This is a genomic window from Chryseobacterium sp. II3a, from assembly GCF_057815135.1.
Genome location: NZ_JBYPZJ010000017.1, coordinates 20,331 through 36,882, shown reverse-complemented (window position 1 = coordinate 36,882; position 16,552 = coordinate 20,331). Strand labels below are relative to the sequence as shown.

General features: G+C 34.1%; 14 protein-coding genes. 7 read left to right on the top strand and 7 right to left on the bottom strand.

From position 1 onward, the window contains the following. Together AC3HD6_RS23425 and AC3HD6_RS23420 are read right to left on the bottom strand one after the other, a co-directional pair. The coding region (locus AC3HD6_RS23425) for an IS110 family transposase (protein ID WP_488895947.1) at positions 1–513 on the bottom strand (513 nt) is incomplete at its 3' end. Positions 514–960: 447 nt separating this feature from the next. Next, on the bottom strand, positions 961–1,845 hold the full coding sequence (locus AC3HD6_RS23420) for a mechanosensitive ion channel family protein (RefSeq protein ID WP_488898513.1): 885 nt from the start codon (positions 1,843–1,845) through the stop codon (positions 961–963). Between the two features lie 93 nt (positions 1,846–1,938). Between AC3HD6_RS23420 and AC3HD6_RS23415 the strand changes: the two genes are divergently transcribed. After that, on the top strand, positions 1,939–2,577 hold the full coding sequence (locus AC3HD6_RS23415) for a peroxiredoxin (RefSeq protein ID WP_488898514.1): 639 nt from the start codon (positions 1,939–1,941) through the stop codon (positions 2,575–2,577). A 96-nt stretch (positions 2,578–2,673) separates the two neighbouring features. Here AC3HD6_RS23415 and AC3HD6_RS23410 read toward each other — a convergent pair whose 3' ends face one another. The 3 genes from AC3HD6_RS23410 to AC3HD6_RS23400 all read right to left on the bottom strand — a co-directional run bounded on the left by AC3HD6_RS23410 (position 2,674) and on the right by AC3HD6_RS23400 (position 6,422). Beyond that, positions 2,674–3,264 carry an outer membrane beta-barrel protein gene (locus AC3HD6_RS23410; RefSeq protein ID WP_068944623.1) on the bottom strand — a complete coding sequence of 197 codons (591 nt, stop codon included), beginning with the start codon at positions 3,262–3,264 and terminating at the stop codon, positions 2,674–2,676. Between the two features lie 272 nt (positions 3,265–3,536). Beyond that, positions 3,537–4,052 carry a hypothetical protein gene (locus AC3HD6_RS23405; RefSeq protein WP_488898512.1) on the bottom strand — a complete coding sequence of 172 codons (516 nt, stop codon included), beginning with the start codon at positions 4,050–4,052 and terminating at the stop codon, positions 3,537–3,539. Between the two features lie 90 nt (positions 4,053–4,142). Further along, entirely contained in the window at positions 4,143–6,422 is a 2,280-nt protein-coding gene (locus AC3HD6_RS23400; RefSeq protein ID WP_488898511.1) for a TonB-dependent siderophore receptor, read from the bottom strand. A gap of 184 nt (positions 6,423–6,606) precedes the next feature. On the opposite strand from AC3HD6_RS23400, the gene AC3HD6_RS23395 reads away from it, so the two are divergent. Beyond that, complete coding sequence (locus AC3HD6_RS23395) at positions 6,607–7,662, top strand: Gfo/Idh/MocA family oxidoreductase (RefSeq protein ID WP_488898510.1); 1,056 nt, start codon at positions 6,607–6,609, stop codon at positions 7,660–7,662. Positions 7,663–7,797: 135 nt separating this feature from the next. Here AC3HD6_RS23395 and AC3HD6_RS23390 read toward each other — a convergent pair whose 3' ends face one another. Next, the gene (locus AC3HD6_RS23390; RefSeq protein ID WP_488898509.1) at positions 7,798–9,678 is read right to left on the bottom strand and encodes an ABC-F family ATP-binding cassette domain-containing protein; all 1,881 of its coding nucleotides are present in this window, start codon (positions 9,676–9,678) and stop codon (positions 7,798–7,800) included. Between the two features lie 207 nt (positions 9,679–9,885). On the opposite strand from AC3HD6_RS23390, the gene AC3HD6_RS23385 reads away from it, so the two are divergent. Next, positions 9,886–10,398 (top strand): 5' nucleotidase, NT5C type, encoded by a 513-nt coding sequence (locus AC3HD6_RS23385; protein WP_488898508.1) that lies wholly within the window; start codon positions 9,886–9,888, stop codon positions 10,396–10,398. Positions 10,399–10,547: 149 nt separating this feature from the next. After that, positions 10,548–12,206, top strand: coding sequence for an alpha/beta fold hydrolase (locus tag AC3HD6_RS23380; protein ID WP_488898507.1), 1,659 nt, complete (start codon positions 10,548–10,550; stop codon positions 12,204–12,206). 153 nt (positions 12,207–12,359) lie between these two features. Here AC3HD6_RS23380 and AC3HD6_RS23375 read toward each other — a convergent pair whose 3' ends face one another. Next, positions 12,360–13,223: a glycoside hydrolase family 25 protein gene (locus tag AC3HD6_RS23375; protein ID WP_488898506.1), complete on the bottom strand. Its 864-nt coding sequence runs from the start codon at positions 13,221–13,223 to the stop codon at positions 12,360–12,362. Between the two features lie 65 nt (positions 13,224–13,288). On the opposite strand from AC3HD6_RS23375, the gene AC3HD6_RS23370 reads away from it, so the two are divergent. The 3 genes from AC3HD6_RS23370 (at position 13,289) to AC3HD6_RS23360 (ending at position 16,531) form a co-directional block, all read left to right on the top strand. Further along, positions 13,289–14,551, top strand: a complete 1,263-nt coding sequence (locus tag AC3HD6_RS23370) for an NAD(P)/FAD-dependent oxidoreductase (protein WP_488898505.1) — start codon at positions 13,289–13,291, stop codon at positions 14,549–14,551. Further along, positions 14,548–15,219: a tRNA (guanosine(37)-N1)-methyltransferase TrmD gene (gene trmD, locus AC3HD6_RS23365; RefSeq protein WP_488898504.1), complete on the top strand. Its 672-nt coding sequence runs from the start codon at positions 14,548–14,550 to the stop codon at positions 15,217–15,219. Before AC3HD6_RS23370 ends, trmD begins: the two co-directional genes overlap by 4 nt. 376 nt (positions 15,220–15,595) lie before the next feature. After that, entirely contained in the window at positions 15,596–16,531 is a 936-nt protein-coding gene (locus AC3HD6_RS23360; protein WP_488898503.1) for an endonuclease/exonuclease/phosphatase family protein, read from the top strand. Positions 16,532–16,552: the final 21 nt, after the last annotated feature.

Genomic DNA, 16,552 nt, shown 5'->3' with positions numbered 1-16,552 from the left:
TTGGGTCAATAGCTTAAACACATACACATCGTGACTTTTGGCTTCCCTTAATTGATTTTCCAAAGCCGTTTTTTGCAATAGTAAAGTATCACGGGATTTAGCCAGCACGTTCATTCGTTGTATAACTTCCTCTGGTTCCTCATAAGGCATTATTTTATCGTGATAGCGAACAGCGTATTCTGCAATTCTTCTGGCATCTTTTCGATCATCTTTTCCTCTTAAATCACTGGCCGCCTTTTTGATTTTTACCGGATGTTCCACCCAAAGCAGATACTCTGATTTTGAACAAAACTTCTCTAATGGTCGGTTATAAATTCCAGTATTTTCACAGCAAATCAAAAGGTCTTCTTTGGTTATTTTCAGAAGCTTTAAAATACCTTTCAAAAATGAAGATATTCCTTTCTCTGTGTTGGGAATGATCTGCTCACATTGGATCTTATACTCAGAATCCATTATAGCACAATCTAATTTTGATTTGGAAATATCAATGCCGATAACGTACTTTTGTCTCATAACTTTTTTGAGGTTATCATTCACATTGAGAATCGTGTCTAAGCCCTTGATAATAGGTCCAAAGCCTAAATTTCTATAATGACCTTATTCTCAAAGAAACAGGGTTCATAATCTATGTATAGGCCTCGAATCCTTGGACACATAATGGTTCACCCTGTTTCTTGTGAATGCTTTTATTTTGTAAACTTAATTTCTTTTTACAAACTAAAGGGCCACATAGGCTTTATGTTCCATAAAAATTATTCGTGCATCCATGACAAACATCCAGCAGTTTACAATTTTATCGGAGATAAAATCTTTGCGCCTTTTCATATTCATGATATCCTGATATTTATGCCATTGCGTTTACCAACAAAAAGTCGCTCCAAAAATTGAAACGACTTTCTATGATTTTAACTTATCCACAATTATCTGTAGAATTGGCGAAACCTGTGTGATGTAAAGAAATTATTTATCCTGACTTTCCGGTAAATTGTTTTCTCCACTGGTAATACTGATACTTGTAGGAGTCACCAATTGAATTTTATCCACATCAAACCGTTCTTTAATATTTAAATAAGCCTTACTTCTTACCTGTGCCAGATTAGCTCCAATTTTAATCCAGAATTTAACCTGTAGATTAAATGAGCCCTGCTTCAGGTCGGTAAAAATTACTTCTGCAGTATCTAATTTATCCACGTTATCAAGATTCTGTACTACTTCAAGAATACTTTTTTGAGCTTTACTGATATCTTCATCAGCAGGAATTTCAAAATTTAAAATAATTCTTCGTTGAGGAGAAGCTGTAATATTATAAAATGGAGCATTAAAAACAACCTGATTGGGAATATAGGCCTTCTTTCCATCGTCTGTAAGGATTTTGGTCGTTAAAAATCCGATCTCCTGTACAGTGCCTGAATGAGCTCCGATAGTGATATAATCGCCAACTTTAAAAGCTTTATCAATACCAATAAGCATTCCTGAAAAGATACTTGAAACAAGATCTTTCAAAGCTACCCCGGCAATCACCCCGGCTACTCCCAAACTTCCGATAAATTTCCATAGAAAACCACTGAAGCCCATAATTTCCAGAGAAATAAATGTTCCCATCAGCATAATAAGGAATCTGAATACACTGATTAAAGTAACCAGCGAGCTTTCTTTCTGGCTTTTGGGAAAGAACTTATGAAATAGTTTTACGGCAATCTGGCTCATGTATTTACTTGTAATAAGGAAGAATGTAAATACTAAAATGCCGACAATCAGTTTAGGAGTAAGTTCTGCAAACGTTACATACCAATTCTCCAATACCTTATACACCAGGTCTATGTAGGTGAGTCCGGTTTTCTCCATGAATAAAATTTTACATTAAATATATAAAATTTCAGCAAAAATTTTGCCAGTATCAAAAAGTCTACTAAATTTGTAGACTAACAAATGCGAAATATTATGTCAATTAAATTAGGAGATACAGCACCCAACTTTCAGGCAGAGTCATCTGTAGGGGATATTCATTTTTATAATTATTTGGGAGATTCCTGGGGAATTTTATTCTCGCATCCGGCGGATTATACTCCGGTATGCACTACAGAGCTGGGGTATACTTCTAAATTACAGTCTGAATTTGCCCAGAGAAATACCAAGGTGATTGCTTTAAGTGTAGATGGAGTAGAGGATCATCAGAATTGGGTAAAAGACATTAATGAAACTCAAAATACAGAAGTACTGTTTCCAATTATAGCAGATAAAGATAGGAAAGTTTCCGAACTCTATGATTTTATTCATCCCAATTCTTCTGTTACGGCAACTGTGCGCTCTTTATTGATTATTGATCCTGCTAAAAAGGTGAGACTTATTATTACATATCCTGCCTCTACAGGAAGAAATTTTAATGAAATACTGAGGGTATTGGATTCTTTACAGCTTGTAGACAATTATCAGGTGGCCACGCCTGTAAACTGGAAATATGGAGAAGACGTGATCGTTCCGCCTACCGTATCTACAGAAGATGCCATCAAGAAGTTCCCTAAAGGAGTTACTGAGATAAAGCCGTATTTAAGATATACACCTCAACCGAATACATGATTTATTTGATTTTTTATAGTTTAGTTTTAATTTGTACGAAAAGCGGCCCGAAATTTATTTCGGGCCGCTTTCATTTTTTTATAAGTATTTCAGTGATTACTTAACGTCGTTGATGATTTGCTTACCTTTAGATGTTGGAAGGTAAATCTGGAATCCTAAACCAAAAGTAATTTTGTTTGTATATCCGCCGCTTCCGAATCCAGCATTCGCATCATATTTAACTAAACCTTCTAAACCGATGTTTGGTGTAATGAAGTATGAGTAACCAGGACCAAATCCAAAGTTAAGACCATTGGAAGAAGAACCTCCTTTAGAGATAGATGTTCCTCCCACACCTAAATTACCTTCCAAGAACCATCTTCCATGGTGTAATAAATTGTTTACTCCCTGCTCTCCCGGGTTAAGATAATAACGTCCTAATGCTCCAACATTATATGTAAAAGTAGTTGGTGCATCTTTAGCTCCTTTGAAACCTAAATCCACATATCCTCCTAATGCAATATTATCTTCAATGAAATAAGCTCCTTTCGGTTGAATATTAAAGTCATAACCACCTCCTTTGTTTAATCCGAAGTTGGCTCCTGCAAGGTTACCCCCTACCATCCAATTACCTTTTTGAATCTGAGCGTTTGCAGTTGCTGTTAATCCTGCTACGGCTAATACTCCTGTTAAAATAAGTTTTTTCATAATTTATTATTTTAATAATTAAATGTTTATTATTCACGAATTATAGAAAAAACAATAAATGTGCCAGAATCTTAATTTTAGACAATTTCTCTAAATTAATGTTAATAATATCAACAAGATAGAATGTGGATTTTTAACTTTATCATTGAATATTTCACAATCATATTAAAGAAAAAAAATCTTAAAAAGTCAAGTTCCTAAGATAGGAAAGAAGAATTATTTATTTTCTGACAAAATAACCTTGTTATAATCGTTTGAAAAGCTATTCTTAATTAAATAAGCAAAAGAAGAATAGAGATAACAAGTCCCGCAATGGTAAACTTGATCCCGCGTTTAAAAGCTTTGGTTTTAGGATTAAACATCCAGAAACTCGAAATCACAAAGAAGAAAAGGGCTACTCCGAAAAACACGCTTAGGGGAGCTATGGCATCCTTAGATTGTGATTTGTGAAGAGAAACCATTTTATCCAGCACAAAAGGCAGTTCCATTTTTGAATACTTGGCTACCCCTGTTGCAGAATCATAAGTTCCCTTTTTAAAGTGAAGAACAGTACCTTCAGTTTTTTCTACTTCAAGGCCTTTCATTTTCAGTTCCTTTTTCAGTTCTTTTTCAGAAAGGTTTACAGATAAAGTCTTTTCATACTTTTTTTCACTCTTCAGAAAATCGGTGTCTCTGTAGACCAAAATAATTCCACTTACAGCATACACAGCCATAATACCAGCCAGGAAATACCCCAGATAGCGGTGTGTAATTCTCATGAAACTTCTTGTGTCCTTAATCTTATCCATATTGTTTTTGTTTTGTTTTTAAATTTCAAAAGTGGAAACTGCATTTTTGCAGTTTCCACTTTTAATAAAGAAGTAATTATAAAGTTAATTCTACAGTTTGTATGTCAATGTAAAATAATAATTTCTTGGAGTAATTGGATTTACGGAATAATTTTCGTGAACGTTGTAGTTTACAACATCAAACAGGTTTCCCACTCTTCCCTGGATAGAAAACTTCTTCCACTCATAGCCAACAGATACAGAAACAGTAGTATAATCTTTTAGATCAAACATTCTACTAACGTTGTTTCTACTTGTATTGGTTGATTTTGAATCATTCCATCCAGCGATTCTGTCTCCAATATAATAGATTCCAGCGCCAACTTTTAAACCTTTTACATAGTTTGTAAATTTATAGAAAACGGAAGCATTTGCTGTTGTAGCAGGGGTTCTTACCAATCTTTGTTTTTCAACATATCCTTTTTCAGGGGTGTCAAGGTAAACGGAATTGTTATAAGAAAAACCACCGATGATAGATATGTTTTCTGTAGGGTTTCCTGTGATGTCTAATTCCACACCACGGCTTCTCATATTTCCTGCAAATTCTTTAAGATTGGTATCTGTTGAATTTACTGGTACTGCATTGGGTGTAGTTGTAGGAATGAACCAGTATGTCTGATAATAATTGTTGTACATGATCTGGTAAGCGGTTAGGTTAACCGCTAAAGCATTATTCCAGAAATTCTTTTTAACGCCAATTTCATATTGGTCAACAGTTGATGGTTTTATGCTTTGTCTTGATAAAGTAGCTAATTGATTTTGAATTTGCGGAATAGACTGATTGGTATTTACTGTACCAAATTGATCTGAAGTATATCCTGCATTGGAAGCAAACGAATTGGTATAAGTTGCAAATACCGAAAGGTTTTCATTGGGAGCATAAACCAATCCTACTTTAGGAGAAAATGCATTGTCAGACGTTGAGGAATTGGCAACTTCGAATTTTTCATTTAATGTAAAACGAGTAGTCAGCGTAGGCATATTCTCTACATAAGACCATCTTAATCCAGCAATTACTTTTAGTTGTTTTGTTAAGCTGATAAAATCTTGAGCATAGATCCCAATTCTTCTTGTATTAATTCTATTTCTCGTATTAAGAGTAGAATTTGGCATGGCAATACTTCCCCATGTTGATGGATCATCTAAATATAGAGTGTTTTTTGGATCTGTAACATTATAAGCATAAGCATCCGCCTGGCTGTAATCTGCATCTGAACCAATTAATACTTTATGGTTGATTTTCCCAGTATTGAATTCGCCATTAATGTTTACTTGTGCAGAAGTATAGTTTTGTTCGTTGTATGTTTTACCAAAAGGTCTGTTCCATGAAAGTCTTGTTGCGGTAGGTGAGCTATAACCCCATTGTACTCTTTCAGAAGAAAAATAATCTTTCGTGTAGTTTTGGTAAGAAGCGGTAGCATTTAAAGACCATCTTTCGTTAAATTGATGATTAAACGTTACATTCGCAGAAGCTTGCTGTACATTTTGATACTGCCAGTCAGTTCCGAAGAAAACGTTTCTGGAAATACCATCATTTAATCTATAGCTTTGATTTTTTTCAGTAATAGATCCAAGCCCAAAATCCGGAGTGAAATTATTTTTAAGATAATCTGCCTCAACAATTAATTGAGATTTCTCGCTTAAATTAAATAAAAATGAAGGATTGAAGTAATATTTTTCAGATTGTACAACATCTCTGAAACTTTCAGCATATTCATAAGTTCCGTTTACTCTGAAAGCAATATTTTTAGATAATGGCCCATAAACATCAACTGTTGGTTTATAAGAATTCCAGCTTCCTGCATTCATTCCTACGCTTCCTCCAAAATTGAATTTTGGTTTTTTTGTAATCATGTTGATAATACCTCCGGCAGCCGTATTTCCATAAAGCATTGCATTGGCCCCCTTTAAAGCTTCTACTCTTTCCAGACCGCTTACTTCAGGAAAAACGCCGCTATTTATTCTTGAACCATTTTTGAAAATATTATCATTTCCTAAAATAAAGCCACGTCCACCAAAACTATCCTGAGAATTTCCTCTGGATGAAGTTACATACAATCCGTTTACATTTTGTAAAACATCACTCAATTGTTTTGCCTGTTGCTGTTCAATGATTTCGTGAGTCACAATAGCAATTGGCTGAGGGGTCTCCATTATCGTCAGGTTAGACTTTGTAGAAAGTGGTCTTGCCTGGTTTGGATTTCCTGTTTTGTGAAGATTAATATCCTCAATAGTTTGGGTTCTAATAGTATCTGCTTCAGCGTTTTTTAGCTGTGAACTTGCTGAAACAGCGATAAATAGAAGACCTAAAGTAAGTAGTTGTCTTTTCATTTTATTTTTATGTAGAACAGTTTTAAATAAGGCGCAAATGTAAGTATTTGTTTAGAATGAATAAAAATTAATACGTGATTTTTATCATGTCTTTTAAAGGTGAAATAATATGGATTGTTTCTATCCTTATTGTTGACGCATAATTCTGTTTTTTTTATGAATATATTTGTTAAAAAATTAAAATATGCAACTGGTAAAAGCTGGGCTTTGTGCCTTTGGAATGAGTGGAAAAGTATTTCATGCTCCTTTTTTAAAAGAACATCGGGGGTTCTTTATTTCTGCAGTAGTGGAAAGAAGTAAAGAAGAATCTAAAGAAAAATATCCTGAAGCTGCCATTTACCAATCAGTAGAAGAAATGCTTCAGAATGCAGACGTAGAATTGGTGATTATCAATACGCCGGTTCAGACGCATTATGAATATGCCAGAAAGGCTTTGGAAGCAGGAAAAAATATCATTGTTGAGAAACCTTTTACTGTGGATGTATCAGAAGCAGAAGCGCTGGTAAAGCTGGCAGAAGAAAAAGGTTTGTTTTTAAGTGTATACCAGAACAGAAGATTTGACCGTGATTTTCAACAGGTACAAAATATTTTAAATGATGGTAAACTAGGAAATATCAAAGAAGCAGAGATTCGTTTTGATAGATTCCGTACCACACCAAGCGGAAAACAGCATAAAGAAAATCCAGATCAGATAGGCTCAGGGTCACTGCATGATCTGGGAGCACATCTTGTAGATCAGGCAGTACAATATTTCGGATATCCTGAAAAACTTTTTGCAGATGTATTTTCGATGAAAGGTACAGAGTATGCCAATGATTATTTTGAAATCTTGCTATTCTATAAAAATGAACTGAGAGTACGATTAAAATCTTCGGTTTTCACTAAAGAAGATCATTACGCTTATAAGATTCATGGAGATAAAGGATCCTTCCTCCACGAGAGAACAGATAACCAGGAAACCGAATTAGTTGCCGGAGCTATTCCTGCCTATGGAAAAGAATGGATGCAACCTTTGAAAGAATCAGACGGAATTTTAAATTATCTGAATGAAAATTCAGAAACAGAAAGAATATTTACTTCAAGCGAAGCCGGAAATTATATGGATTATTATCAACAAATCTATGAACACATCGTTTTCGGATACTCTCTGCCATCACCAGGAAAAGAAGTGATTCAGAATATGAAGATTATAGACGCATCCTTGGAGAGTGCAAAAGAAGGAAAGGTAATATTCTTATAATTGATAAAAGAGTTATGAATGAGTTCAAAGTTTAAAGTTCAAGGTTACTGGTGATCTGAAGTAGAATTTTCCTGCTCTTTCACCCTAAAACCCTCTTACTCTCAAACTTTTTGAACTCATTCATAACTTATATTTTTACATGATTTCCTGAAGTTCAAGCCATCTCATCTCATGGTTTTCCAGTTTTTCAGAGATGGTTTCCAGTTCAGAAGAAAGTTTGGCTATCTTTTCATAGTCGGATTCGTTATTAAGCTGATCCAGGATTTTTGTGCGCTGCTTTTCCAATTCAGGCATTTCTTTTTCGATGGTTTCTAATTCCCTTTGTTCTTTGAAGGTTAATTTTCTTTTTTGAGAATTGGAAGATGAAGTGTTTTCTGTAACAGCAACCTTTTCTTTTACAGCCGCATTTTTTTCTAAAGCTTCCTCACGGCTTCTTGCTTCCCGATATTCTGAGAAGTTCCCTACAAAATCTCTGATTTTTCCATCTCCTTCAAAAGCAAGAACATGATCTACAATTCTGTCCATGAAATATCTGTCATGGGACACAATGATTAAAGATCCCTGAAATTGCTGCAGAAAATTTTCAAGAACCGTTAGAGTAGGAAGGTCAAGGTCATTGGTAGGCTCATCAAAGATTAAGAAATTAGGATTCTGATATAAAATATACATCAGGTGTAATCTTCTCTTTTCTCCTCCTGATAACTTTGAAATAGGAGAGTATTGGGTTTGATCGTCAAATAGGAATAATCTAAGGAACTGCGATGCAGAAAGACTTTTTCCATTGGCTAGAGGATAAAATTCAGCAATCTCTTTGATAAAGTCAATCACACGCTCATCCTCTTTATAAGTAAGACCTTTCTGAGCAAAATATCCGAAAGAGATTGTTTCTCCTGTTTCAATCTCACCTTTATCAAACTTTTCCAATCCCTGTATAATATTCAATAAAGTAGATTTTCCAGCTCCGTTTTTTCCAATGATTCCTACTTTTTCCCCACGTTGGAACTGATAGCTGAAATCTTTTAATAGAACTTTATTTCCAAAGCTCTTATCAATATGTTTAAGTTCAAGAATTTTATTTCCTAAACGCTTCATTTCAAAATCTAGCTCCAGCCCTTGTTTTCTGGTATCTGTTTTGGCTACCTTTTCTGTTTCGTAGAAGGAGTCAATTCTGCTTTTGGATTTTGTGGTTCTTGCTTTAGGTTGTCTACGCATCCATTCCAATTCTTTTCTGTAAAGGTTATTGGCCTTATCAATGGTTGCGTTAAGGTTATCCTCACGAATCATTTTATTTTCAAGATACGTAGCGTATGAACCGTTATGAACATAAAGATTTTTATCTTCCATTTCCCAGATAATATCACAAACACTGTCAAGAAAATATCTGTCGTGGGTAACAAGTAATAAAGTAATTTTTGCTTTATTCAGATAATTTTCCAACCATTCTACCATATCCACATCCAGGTGGTTGGTAGGCTCATCCATAATAAGGAGTGTATGTTTATGTTCAGCTCTGGTTTCAGTCAATAACTTTGCAAGAGCAACACGTTTAATTTGTCCTCCGGAAAGCGTTCCCATTTTAGCCTCAAGATCTGCGATCTTAAGTTGAGAAAGAATTTGCTTCATCTCATTTTCCAGGTCCCATGCTTTGTGGGCTTCCATATCAGCCAAAGCTTTTTCTATAAAGTCATGATCTGTGGAATGAAGAGATTTATGGTAGTTCTTCAAAGCAAGAATAGGTTCAGAATCCAGAGTCATCATGAATTCATCAATGCTTAGATTGGAATCAAAATCAATTTCCTGATCAAATAAAACCACCTGGATATCTTTATTAATGATTGCAGTGCCGCTGTCTGCAATTTCTTTACCCATTAAAATTTTCAGAAGGGTAGATTTTCCACTTCCGTTTTTGGCAACAATGGCAATTTTGTCTCCTTCATTAATGTGAAAGGAAATATTTTCGAACAAAACTTTGATGCCATAAGATTTGGTAAGGTTTTCTGCAGAAACGTAATTCATTGGGAATTAATAGTTTGATTTTAATTTTGAACTGAACCGCAAAAATACGAAAATGTAACCATAAAATTTTCCGTAACAAGCTTTATAAAAACGAATATTTATGATTTATTAATAAACTGTGTTCCTTGTCTAAGAAAATGATTGGGTAAATTTGAGATCAGTTGATAGAGTTTAAATTTAAATCAATCATAAAATAATCAATATTAAATGAAAAAAGTAATTGTAGACATGGATGGGGTAATGGCAGATGTATATTCTCAACTGATTGAATTTGAAAAAAGAGATACCGGAAGAGAAGTTGAGCTTGATGAGATAGTAGGAAAACCAGAATTGGAAACTTTTCCCAATGGAAAGAAGCATGTGAATGAAGTAGGATTTTTCAGAACATTACAAGTAATGGAAGGAAGCCAGAAAGCAATAGAATATCTGAATAATAAGTATGATTTGTATATTGTTTCTGCAGGAATGGAATTTCCCAACAGTTTAAGAGAAAAATATGATTGGCTGGCTGAGCATTTTCCATTCATTACCTGGGAACAGATTGTTCTTTGTGGAAGCAAGAAAGTTGTGTCGGGAGATGTAATGATTGATGATTATCCAAAGAATTTAGATCATTTCTCAGGGCAGAGATTGATCTTTACCCAACCTCATAATGAACTGATAGAAAATGAGACTTATAAAAGAGTGAATTCATGGGAGGAAATTATGACAATTTTATAAGAGTACAATAATAATTAAGCGTTTTTTAGAATTAATGCTCTAAAACAGGAAATATTTAGAATAAATTTAACTAAAAGGTGTTTAAATTTAATAATGCCTTATGAATATTGAAGGCTATAAAATAGATATGTTTGCATCAAACTTTTAACATGAAAAAACTTAGTGTTTTATCCTTTATTTTTACGGTTTCAGCCTTCAATGCACAGGTCATTTCCGGAACCATTATTTCTAAAAATGAAAATCAACCAGTTCCTTATGTGAAAATTGGAGTAGAAAAGAAAACTGCCGGAACCATTTCTGATGGAAAAGGGAATTTCTCAATAGATCTTACAGGCTTAGACCCCCAACAAAAAGTGAAGATAGAGGTGCCAGGATATGAAAGCTATGAAGAAGCGGTACAGGATTTTAAAAAACATGATAAGCAGAAGATATTCTTGAATGAGAGAACTAAAACAATTAAGGAAATCGCCATTAAGCCTAAAAAATTGGTAGATAAAAATTGGGGAGTAAAAACAAAGACCAAAAGTGTTTTATATTTTGTTAATCCGGCAAGTAAGACAGCTGGTTTTTTGGGTGAAACCGCTTTAGAATTTAATGCAAAGAAAAGGTCTAAAATCAAAAATATTAATTTGAATATTGCTAAATATTCTTCCACAGAACCAGTTCTGATGCGTTATAGTATCTATAGTGAAAAAGATGGATTCCCAGATAAAAATCTTTTAGATGAAGAAATTACAGTGGAGCTTACGGAGGATATGATTAAAGATGGAACTTTTACTCTTGATGTAAATGATCATAATATCTGGGTGAATGGAAAGTTCTTTGTAGGAATCAATTTTTTAAAAGAATTTAACGGATACATTAAAATCAGCGCTGCTTTATTTAAAACAGGATTCATAAGAGAGTTCTATGATGACTGGAAAAAAATGACTCTTGCAGCACCCGCCATTAATATTGATGTGAAAATGGATAAAAATGGAAAAGATACAGTAGATGATGATGGTGGTTATGCAGATAATGATGAGGTTTCTCAGGGTTGGGCTGCAGATAATTCAAAATATATAGAAGAAGCAGATAAGTCCATATATGGTAAAAATGACTCTGCCGGAAAATACCTGAAACTGAAAGATACAGATCTTTATTATGAAGTATATGGAGAAGGTGAGCCTTTGGTATTGCTCCATGGAAATTCAGGAAGTATCAAAGATTATTATCAGCAGATCCCTGTTTTGTCTAAGCAGTATAAAGTTATTGCGGTAGATACAAGAGGGCAAGGAAAGAGTAAAGATACCTCCAAAAAAGATTTTACCTATAAATTATTTGCAGATGATGTAAAAGCATTAGCAGATGAGCTAAAACTTGATAAAATTAACATTGCCGGTTGGAGTGATGGTGGAAATACTGGGCTTGAATTTGCTTTGAAATATCCGGATCGTCTTAATAAGCTGGTAATCATAGGAGCTAATGCTTTTCCTGAAGGAGTGGAAAATAAACTAATCGAACGCTTTACCAATCAGATGAAGCAGTTGAAGGATATGGCTCCGGAAGAAACATTTGGTGAGCGGAGACTTTTAAAGATCATGCTTACAGAACCCAATATCAGTAAAAGTGATTTAAATAAAATAAAAAGTCCTGTTCTCGTTATTGCTGGCGATAGAGATGTTATTAAACCGGATCATACCGAATTTATTTCCAAGCAAATTCCAAATGCTGAAAAGAAAATTTATAATGATACCACTCACATGGTGCCTTATGAAAAACCGGATCAGCTTAATACAGACATTCTGAATTTTCTTGGAAAGAAATAAATAGCGGGAAGTTGGAAACTTAAAAAGCTCCTTTAGATTTCAAAATTGAAATCTAAAGGAGCTTTTTTTAATTGTTAGAAAATAAACTTAAAATTGATACTCGGGACTTCAGAAACTTCCTTCTTCCAGCATCCTGCTACCCTTCTTATTGCATCAATCCAATGTCAGTCTTTTTAAAGACCATGAATTACCGTTATAAATATCAAGATCTACTTTAGTATTGATTCCATGAACGATTCCGTTTTCTGTAAATTGCCAGAAATCCCATTGATCATCAGGAGATGGAGTAGGAACATCATTGTAATTGGCCAGCCATAAAGGATAACCTTCGAATTCACCCTTCAGGAAATCTTTATAATAATGGTAGTAAGTATAAATAATAGGTTTTTCGCCATAGGTTTCTTCTATAATTTTACACCATATCTTCAAGTCTTCCACCAATTTTTTATTGGTCTTCCGCTTCGGGATTTTTTCAATATCCAGAATAGGAGGGAGGTCGCCGCTTTCCAATTTGACATTCGCTAAAAAATTATTAGCCTGAATTACCGGATCTTCATCAGCCCGGTAGAAATGATAAGCACCACGGATCAGGTTATGTTTTTTAGCCATTTCCCAGAATTCATCAAAATGTTTATCGGCACTTTTATTCCCCATGGTCGCACGCATCACAACAAACTCCAGAGGAATGGTTTTATTGCCAATACTGAGACTGTCCCATTTAATATCTTCCTTATTTTGGTAATGAGAAACATCAAATCCATAGGTTTTGTCAAGGTTATTAGCTAATATTCTTTGGATTCTTGAACTTTCTTTTTCACTATTGTGAAGCTTTTTATGAGTAAACTTATTAAAGTACAAAGCATAGTAATAGCTTACAGATTGTTTGAGATAAAATCCGGTTCCTATTAAAGCTACAATTAAAATGGCTAATATCACTCTGCGACGGAAAAAATAGCTGTTCCGTCTGTTCTTATGAATCTGTTTGGCAGTTTTTTTGGTGTACTTTTTTGGTGTCATAAAGTTTTGCAAAACTAACTTTTTTCACTACTAAATGCTAAATAAAATCAGTAAATTTGTGTATTATGGAAACACGCGAAAAAATCATCATTATAGGAGGAGGATTTGCGGGGCTGCAGCTTGCAAAAACATTGAATAATAAGAACAAAAAGGTTATTGTTCTGGATCGGATGAACCATCACATGTTTCAGCCGCTTTTTTATCAGGTAGCCTCAGGAAGGATAGAACCTTCGAACATTTCTTTCCCTTTCAGAAAGATTTTTCAGCAATCCAGAAACACTCAGTTCCGAATGACGGACGTCAAGGAAATTGATGCTGCCAATAATAAGGTTATTACTGATGAGGCAGAATTTACTTACGATAAACTTATCATTGCAACAGGTTGTAAAACTAATTTTTTCGGTAATAAAGAACTTGAAGGAAAAGCTTTCGGAATGAAAAATACCCAGGAAGCAATCAGCATCAGAAATCACGTTTTGATGACCTTTGAAAAGCTTATTATTGAGAAAAGCCGAAGTGATGACGGAAACTGGAATATTGTTATCGTAGGAAGCGGACCAACCGGTGTAGAGCTGGCAGGAGCCTTCGCTGAAATGAAAAAAGATATTCTTCCAAGAGATTATCCTTATATGAATTTTGATCATCTGAAGATCATTCTCGTGAGTTCTACAGAAAAACCTCTTGCCGTTATGAGCAGTGAGGCTCAGGAAAAATCTGAAAAATATCTTAAGGACCTTGGAGTAACCTTCATGAGTGGAGAGGTGGTTACAGAATATGATGGCGATAAAGTGCATTTGAAGAGTGGAAAAGCAATACCATCCAATAATGTAATCTGGGCAGCAGGAGTTACAGGAAATGTAATTGATGGCTTCCCTGAAGAAAAGTTGATAAGAAACAGATATATCGTAGACCGATACAACAAAATAAAAGGGTATGATAATGTATATGCAATTGGTGATATTGCCTATATGGAAACCCCTAAATATCCACAGGGACATCCACAGGTGGCCAATGTTGCCATTAATCAAGCCAAAAATCTAGGGAAAAATCTGTTGAAGAAAACCTCTGGGGAATGGAAGGAATATGAATATGATGACAAAGGTTCTTTAGCAACCATAGGAAAGCACAGAGCCGTTGTAGATCTACCATTTATAAAATTCCAGGGATTTTTAGCATGGTATTTCTGGATGTTTCTCCATTTAATGCTAATTTTGAGCGTTCGAAATAAGCTGGCCATATTCTTCAACTGGATGTGGAGCTATATCAACAAGGATTCTTCCTTAAGATTAATTATTATACCTACTAAGAAAAACGGAACATTACAATGAGAATTGATATCATAAGCGTACTTCCAGAATTGATGGAAAGTCCATTTAAAACCTCTATTTTAAAAAGAGCAATGGACAAAGGACTGGCAGAAGTACATTTTCATCATCTGAGAGACTGGGCAATCAATAAACATAAGCAAATTGATGACGAACCTTACGGAGGAGGAGCTGGAATGGTGATGATGGTAGAACCATTGGATAAATGCATCTCAGAATTGAAGTCTCAAAGAGAATATGATGAGGTTATTTACCTTACACCTGATGGAGTAACACTGAACCAGAAAATAGCCAATTCTCTATCTATAAAACAAAATTTAATCTTTCTTTGTGGACATTATAAAGGAATAGACCAGAGAGTAAGAGATCTTCATATTACCAAAGAAATATCTATTGGTGACTATGTGCTTACCGGTGGTGAATTAGCAGCATGTGTGCTGGCTGATTCTATCATAAGACTGCTTCCGGGAGTTTTAAATGATGAGCAAAGTGCCTTAACGGATAGTTTTCAGGATGATCTTCTATCACCTCCCATCTATACAAGACCGGAAAGTTATAAAGGACTGGATGTGCCTAAAGTTTTATTAAGCGGAAATTTTGGAAAAATTGAAGAATGGCGTCATGATGAAGCAGTAAGAATTACCAAAGAAAAACGACCTGATCTCCTTTAAAATAGTGTTACAGATCATTTAAACCCTGATTTTTTATGTATTCTATTTGTCTACAAATTAAATGGAATAATATTTGTTATTATTGTAAGTAAAAAGGAAAATATTAGTAGATTTGGTCTTTTAATTGAATTTTTATTTTCGTTATTTCAAATTTTATTCATTATTTTAATTTTGATATGTTGAATGAAAATGCAAATTAATTGAAAATTTAATTCACTGTAAGTAGTTTTATTGATTTTTTTTGTTACATTTGAAACATTTCTTATTATAAATTGATTTGTTAATATTGTGAGCAAATCAATATAATTTGAAAAAAATAATAAATTTACAATTAGAAAAAAGAACATATTAATTAAAAGTATAGAAATTTGTGTTGATGGAACTGTTCTCTTTTTATAATGTTGAAAATTTATTTTTACCCGATCCTAAACCTGTTCATAAATTAGATCCTACAAAGTCAGGTTTAAGAAATTGGGATGAGAGAAGATATAAAAATAAACTTTTTAAGATCTCTCATGTATTTCAATTGATGAAGGAGGAAAATGGAGTATTGCCATTTATTATTGGATTATCTGAAGTTTCCGGAAGGAAAGTTTTAGAAGATCTTATAGAAATGGAACCCTTTAATTCTGAATATGGGATTGTACATTACAATTCTATGGATGAAAGAAAGGTAGATGTAGCCATGTTATATGATAAAAGCAAAGTAGAGGTTATAGATTCTGAAACCATTACTTTCTTTTTTGAAATAACTTATAAAAACACAGGAAATTACGACACAACCAGAGACGTACTTTTTTCTAAAATTAAATATAAAGGAGAAGTTATTAATGTCTTTATCGCCCATCTTCCCTCTAAGCGCGAAAAGGATATCAATAAACCCAAAAGAGCCTTTATATTGAATGAAGTTCGGCAACGAATCATGAAAATTGTTGATGCTGATAAAGAGCATGTCATATTGTGTGGTGATTTTAATGAAAACCCGGATGATGAAAATTTAGTGCAAATTCTCTATGACAACGATCATGAGAAGGTGTTGATGAACCCTTTTCAGGAGTTGTTTACTACAAGAAATTATTCTACTTTTCATTATAAGTCTGGATTGCTGTACGATCAGATTATAATGTCGAGATCCCTTCTTGACAACACAACGTTGGCTTTTCAGGAAGCTCGTGTGTTCAATTCTGAGAAAATCAGCAGCAGGACGAGAAATTTTGAAGGACGACCTTTCCGAACTTATGCTGGTACCCGGTATTTAGGCGGATACAGCGATCATTTCCCGGTTTTTGTAAAGTTTAAAAGCTTATCATAAAAAACATAAATAATAAAAAAG

Bases quoted from the DNA above. Each gene is read 5' to 3' on its own strand.
- AC3HD6_RS23420 (WP_488898513.1), bottom strand. From the start codon at position 1,845: ATGGAGAAAACCGGACTCACCTACATAGACCTGGTGTATAAGGTATTG.
- AC3HD6_RS23410 (WP_068944623.1), bottom strand. From the start codon at position 3,264: ATGAAAAAACTTATTTTAACAGGAGTATTAGCCGTAGCAGGATTAACA.
- AC3HD6_RS23405 (WP_488898512.1), bottom strand. From the start codon at position 4,052: ATGGATAAGATTAAGGACACAAGAAGTTTCATGAGAATTACACACCGC.
- AC3HD6_RS23400 (WP_488898511.1), bottom strand. From the start codon at position 6,422: ATGAAAAGACAACTACTTACTTTAGGTCTTCTATTTATCGCTGTTTCA.
- AC3HD6_RS23395 (WP_488898510.1), top strand. From the start codon at position 6,607: ATGCAACTGGTAAAAGCTGGGCTTTGTGCCTTTGGAATGAGTGGAAAA.
- AC3HD6_RS23390 (WP_488898509.1), bottom strand. From the start codon at position 9,678: ATGAATTACGTTTCTGCAGAAAACCTTACCAAATCTTATGGCATCAAA.
- AC3HD6_RS23385 (WP_488898508.1), top strand. From the start codon at position 9,886: ATGAAAAAAGTAATTGTAGACATGGATGGGGTAATGGCAGATGTATAT.
- AC3HD6_RS23380 (WP_488898507.1), top strand. From the start codon at position 10,548: ATGAAAAAACTTAGTGTTTTATCCTTTATTTTTACGGTTTCAGCCTTC.
- AC3HD6_RS23375 (WP_488898506.1), bottom strand. From the start codon at position 13,223: ATGACACCAAAAAAGTACACCAAAAAAACTGCCAAACAGATTCATAAG.
- AC3HD6_RS23370 (WP_488898505.1), top strand. From the start codon at position 13,289: ATGGAAACACGCGAAAAAATCATCATTATAGGAGGAGGATTTGCGGGG.
- trmD (WP_488898504.1), top strand. From the start codon at position 14,548: ATGAGAATTGATATCATAAGCGTACTTCCAGAATTGATGGAAAGTCCA.
- AC3HD6_RS23360 (WP_488898503.1), top strand. From the start codon at position 15,596: ATGGAACTGTTCTCTTTTTATAATGTTGAAAATTTATTTTTACCCGAT.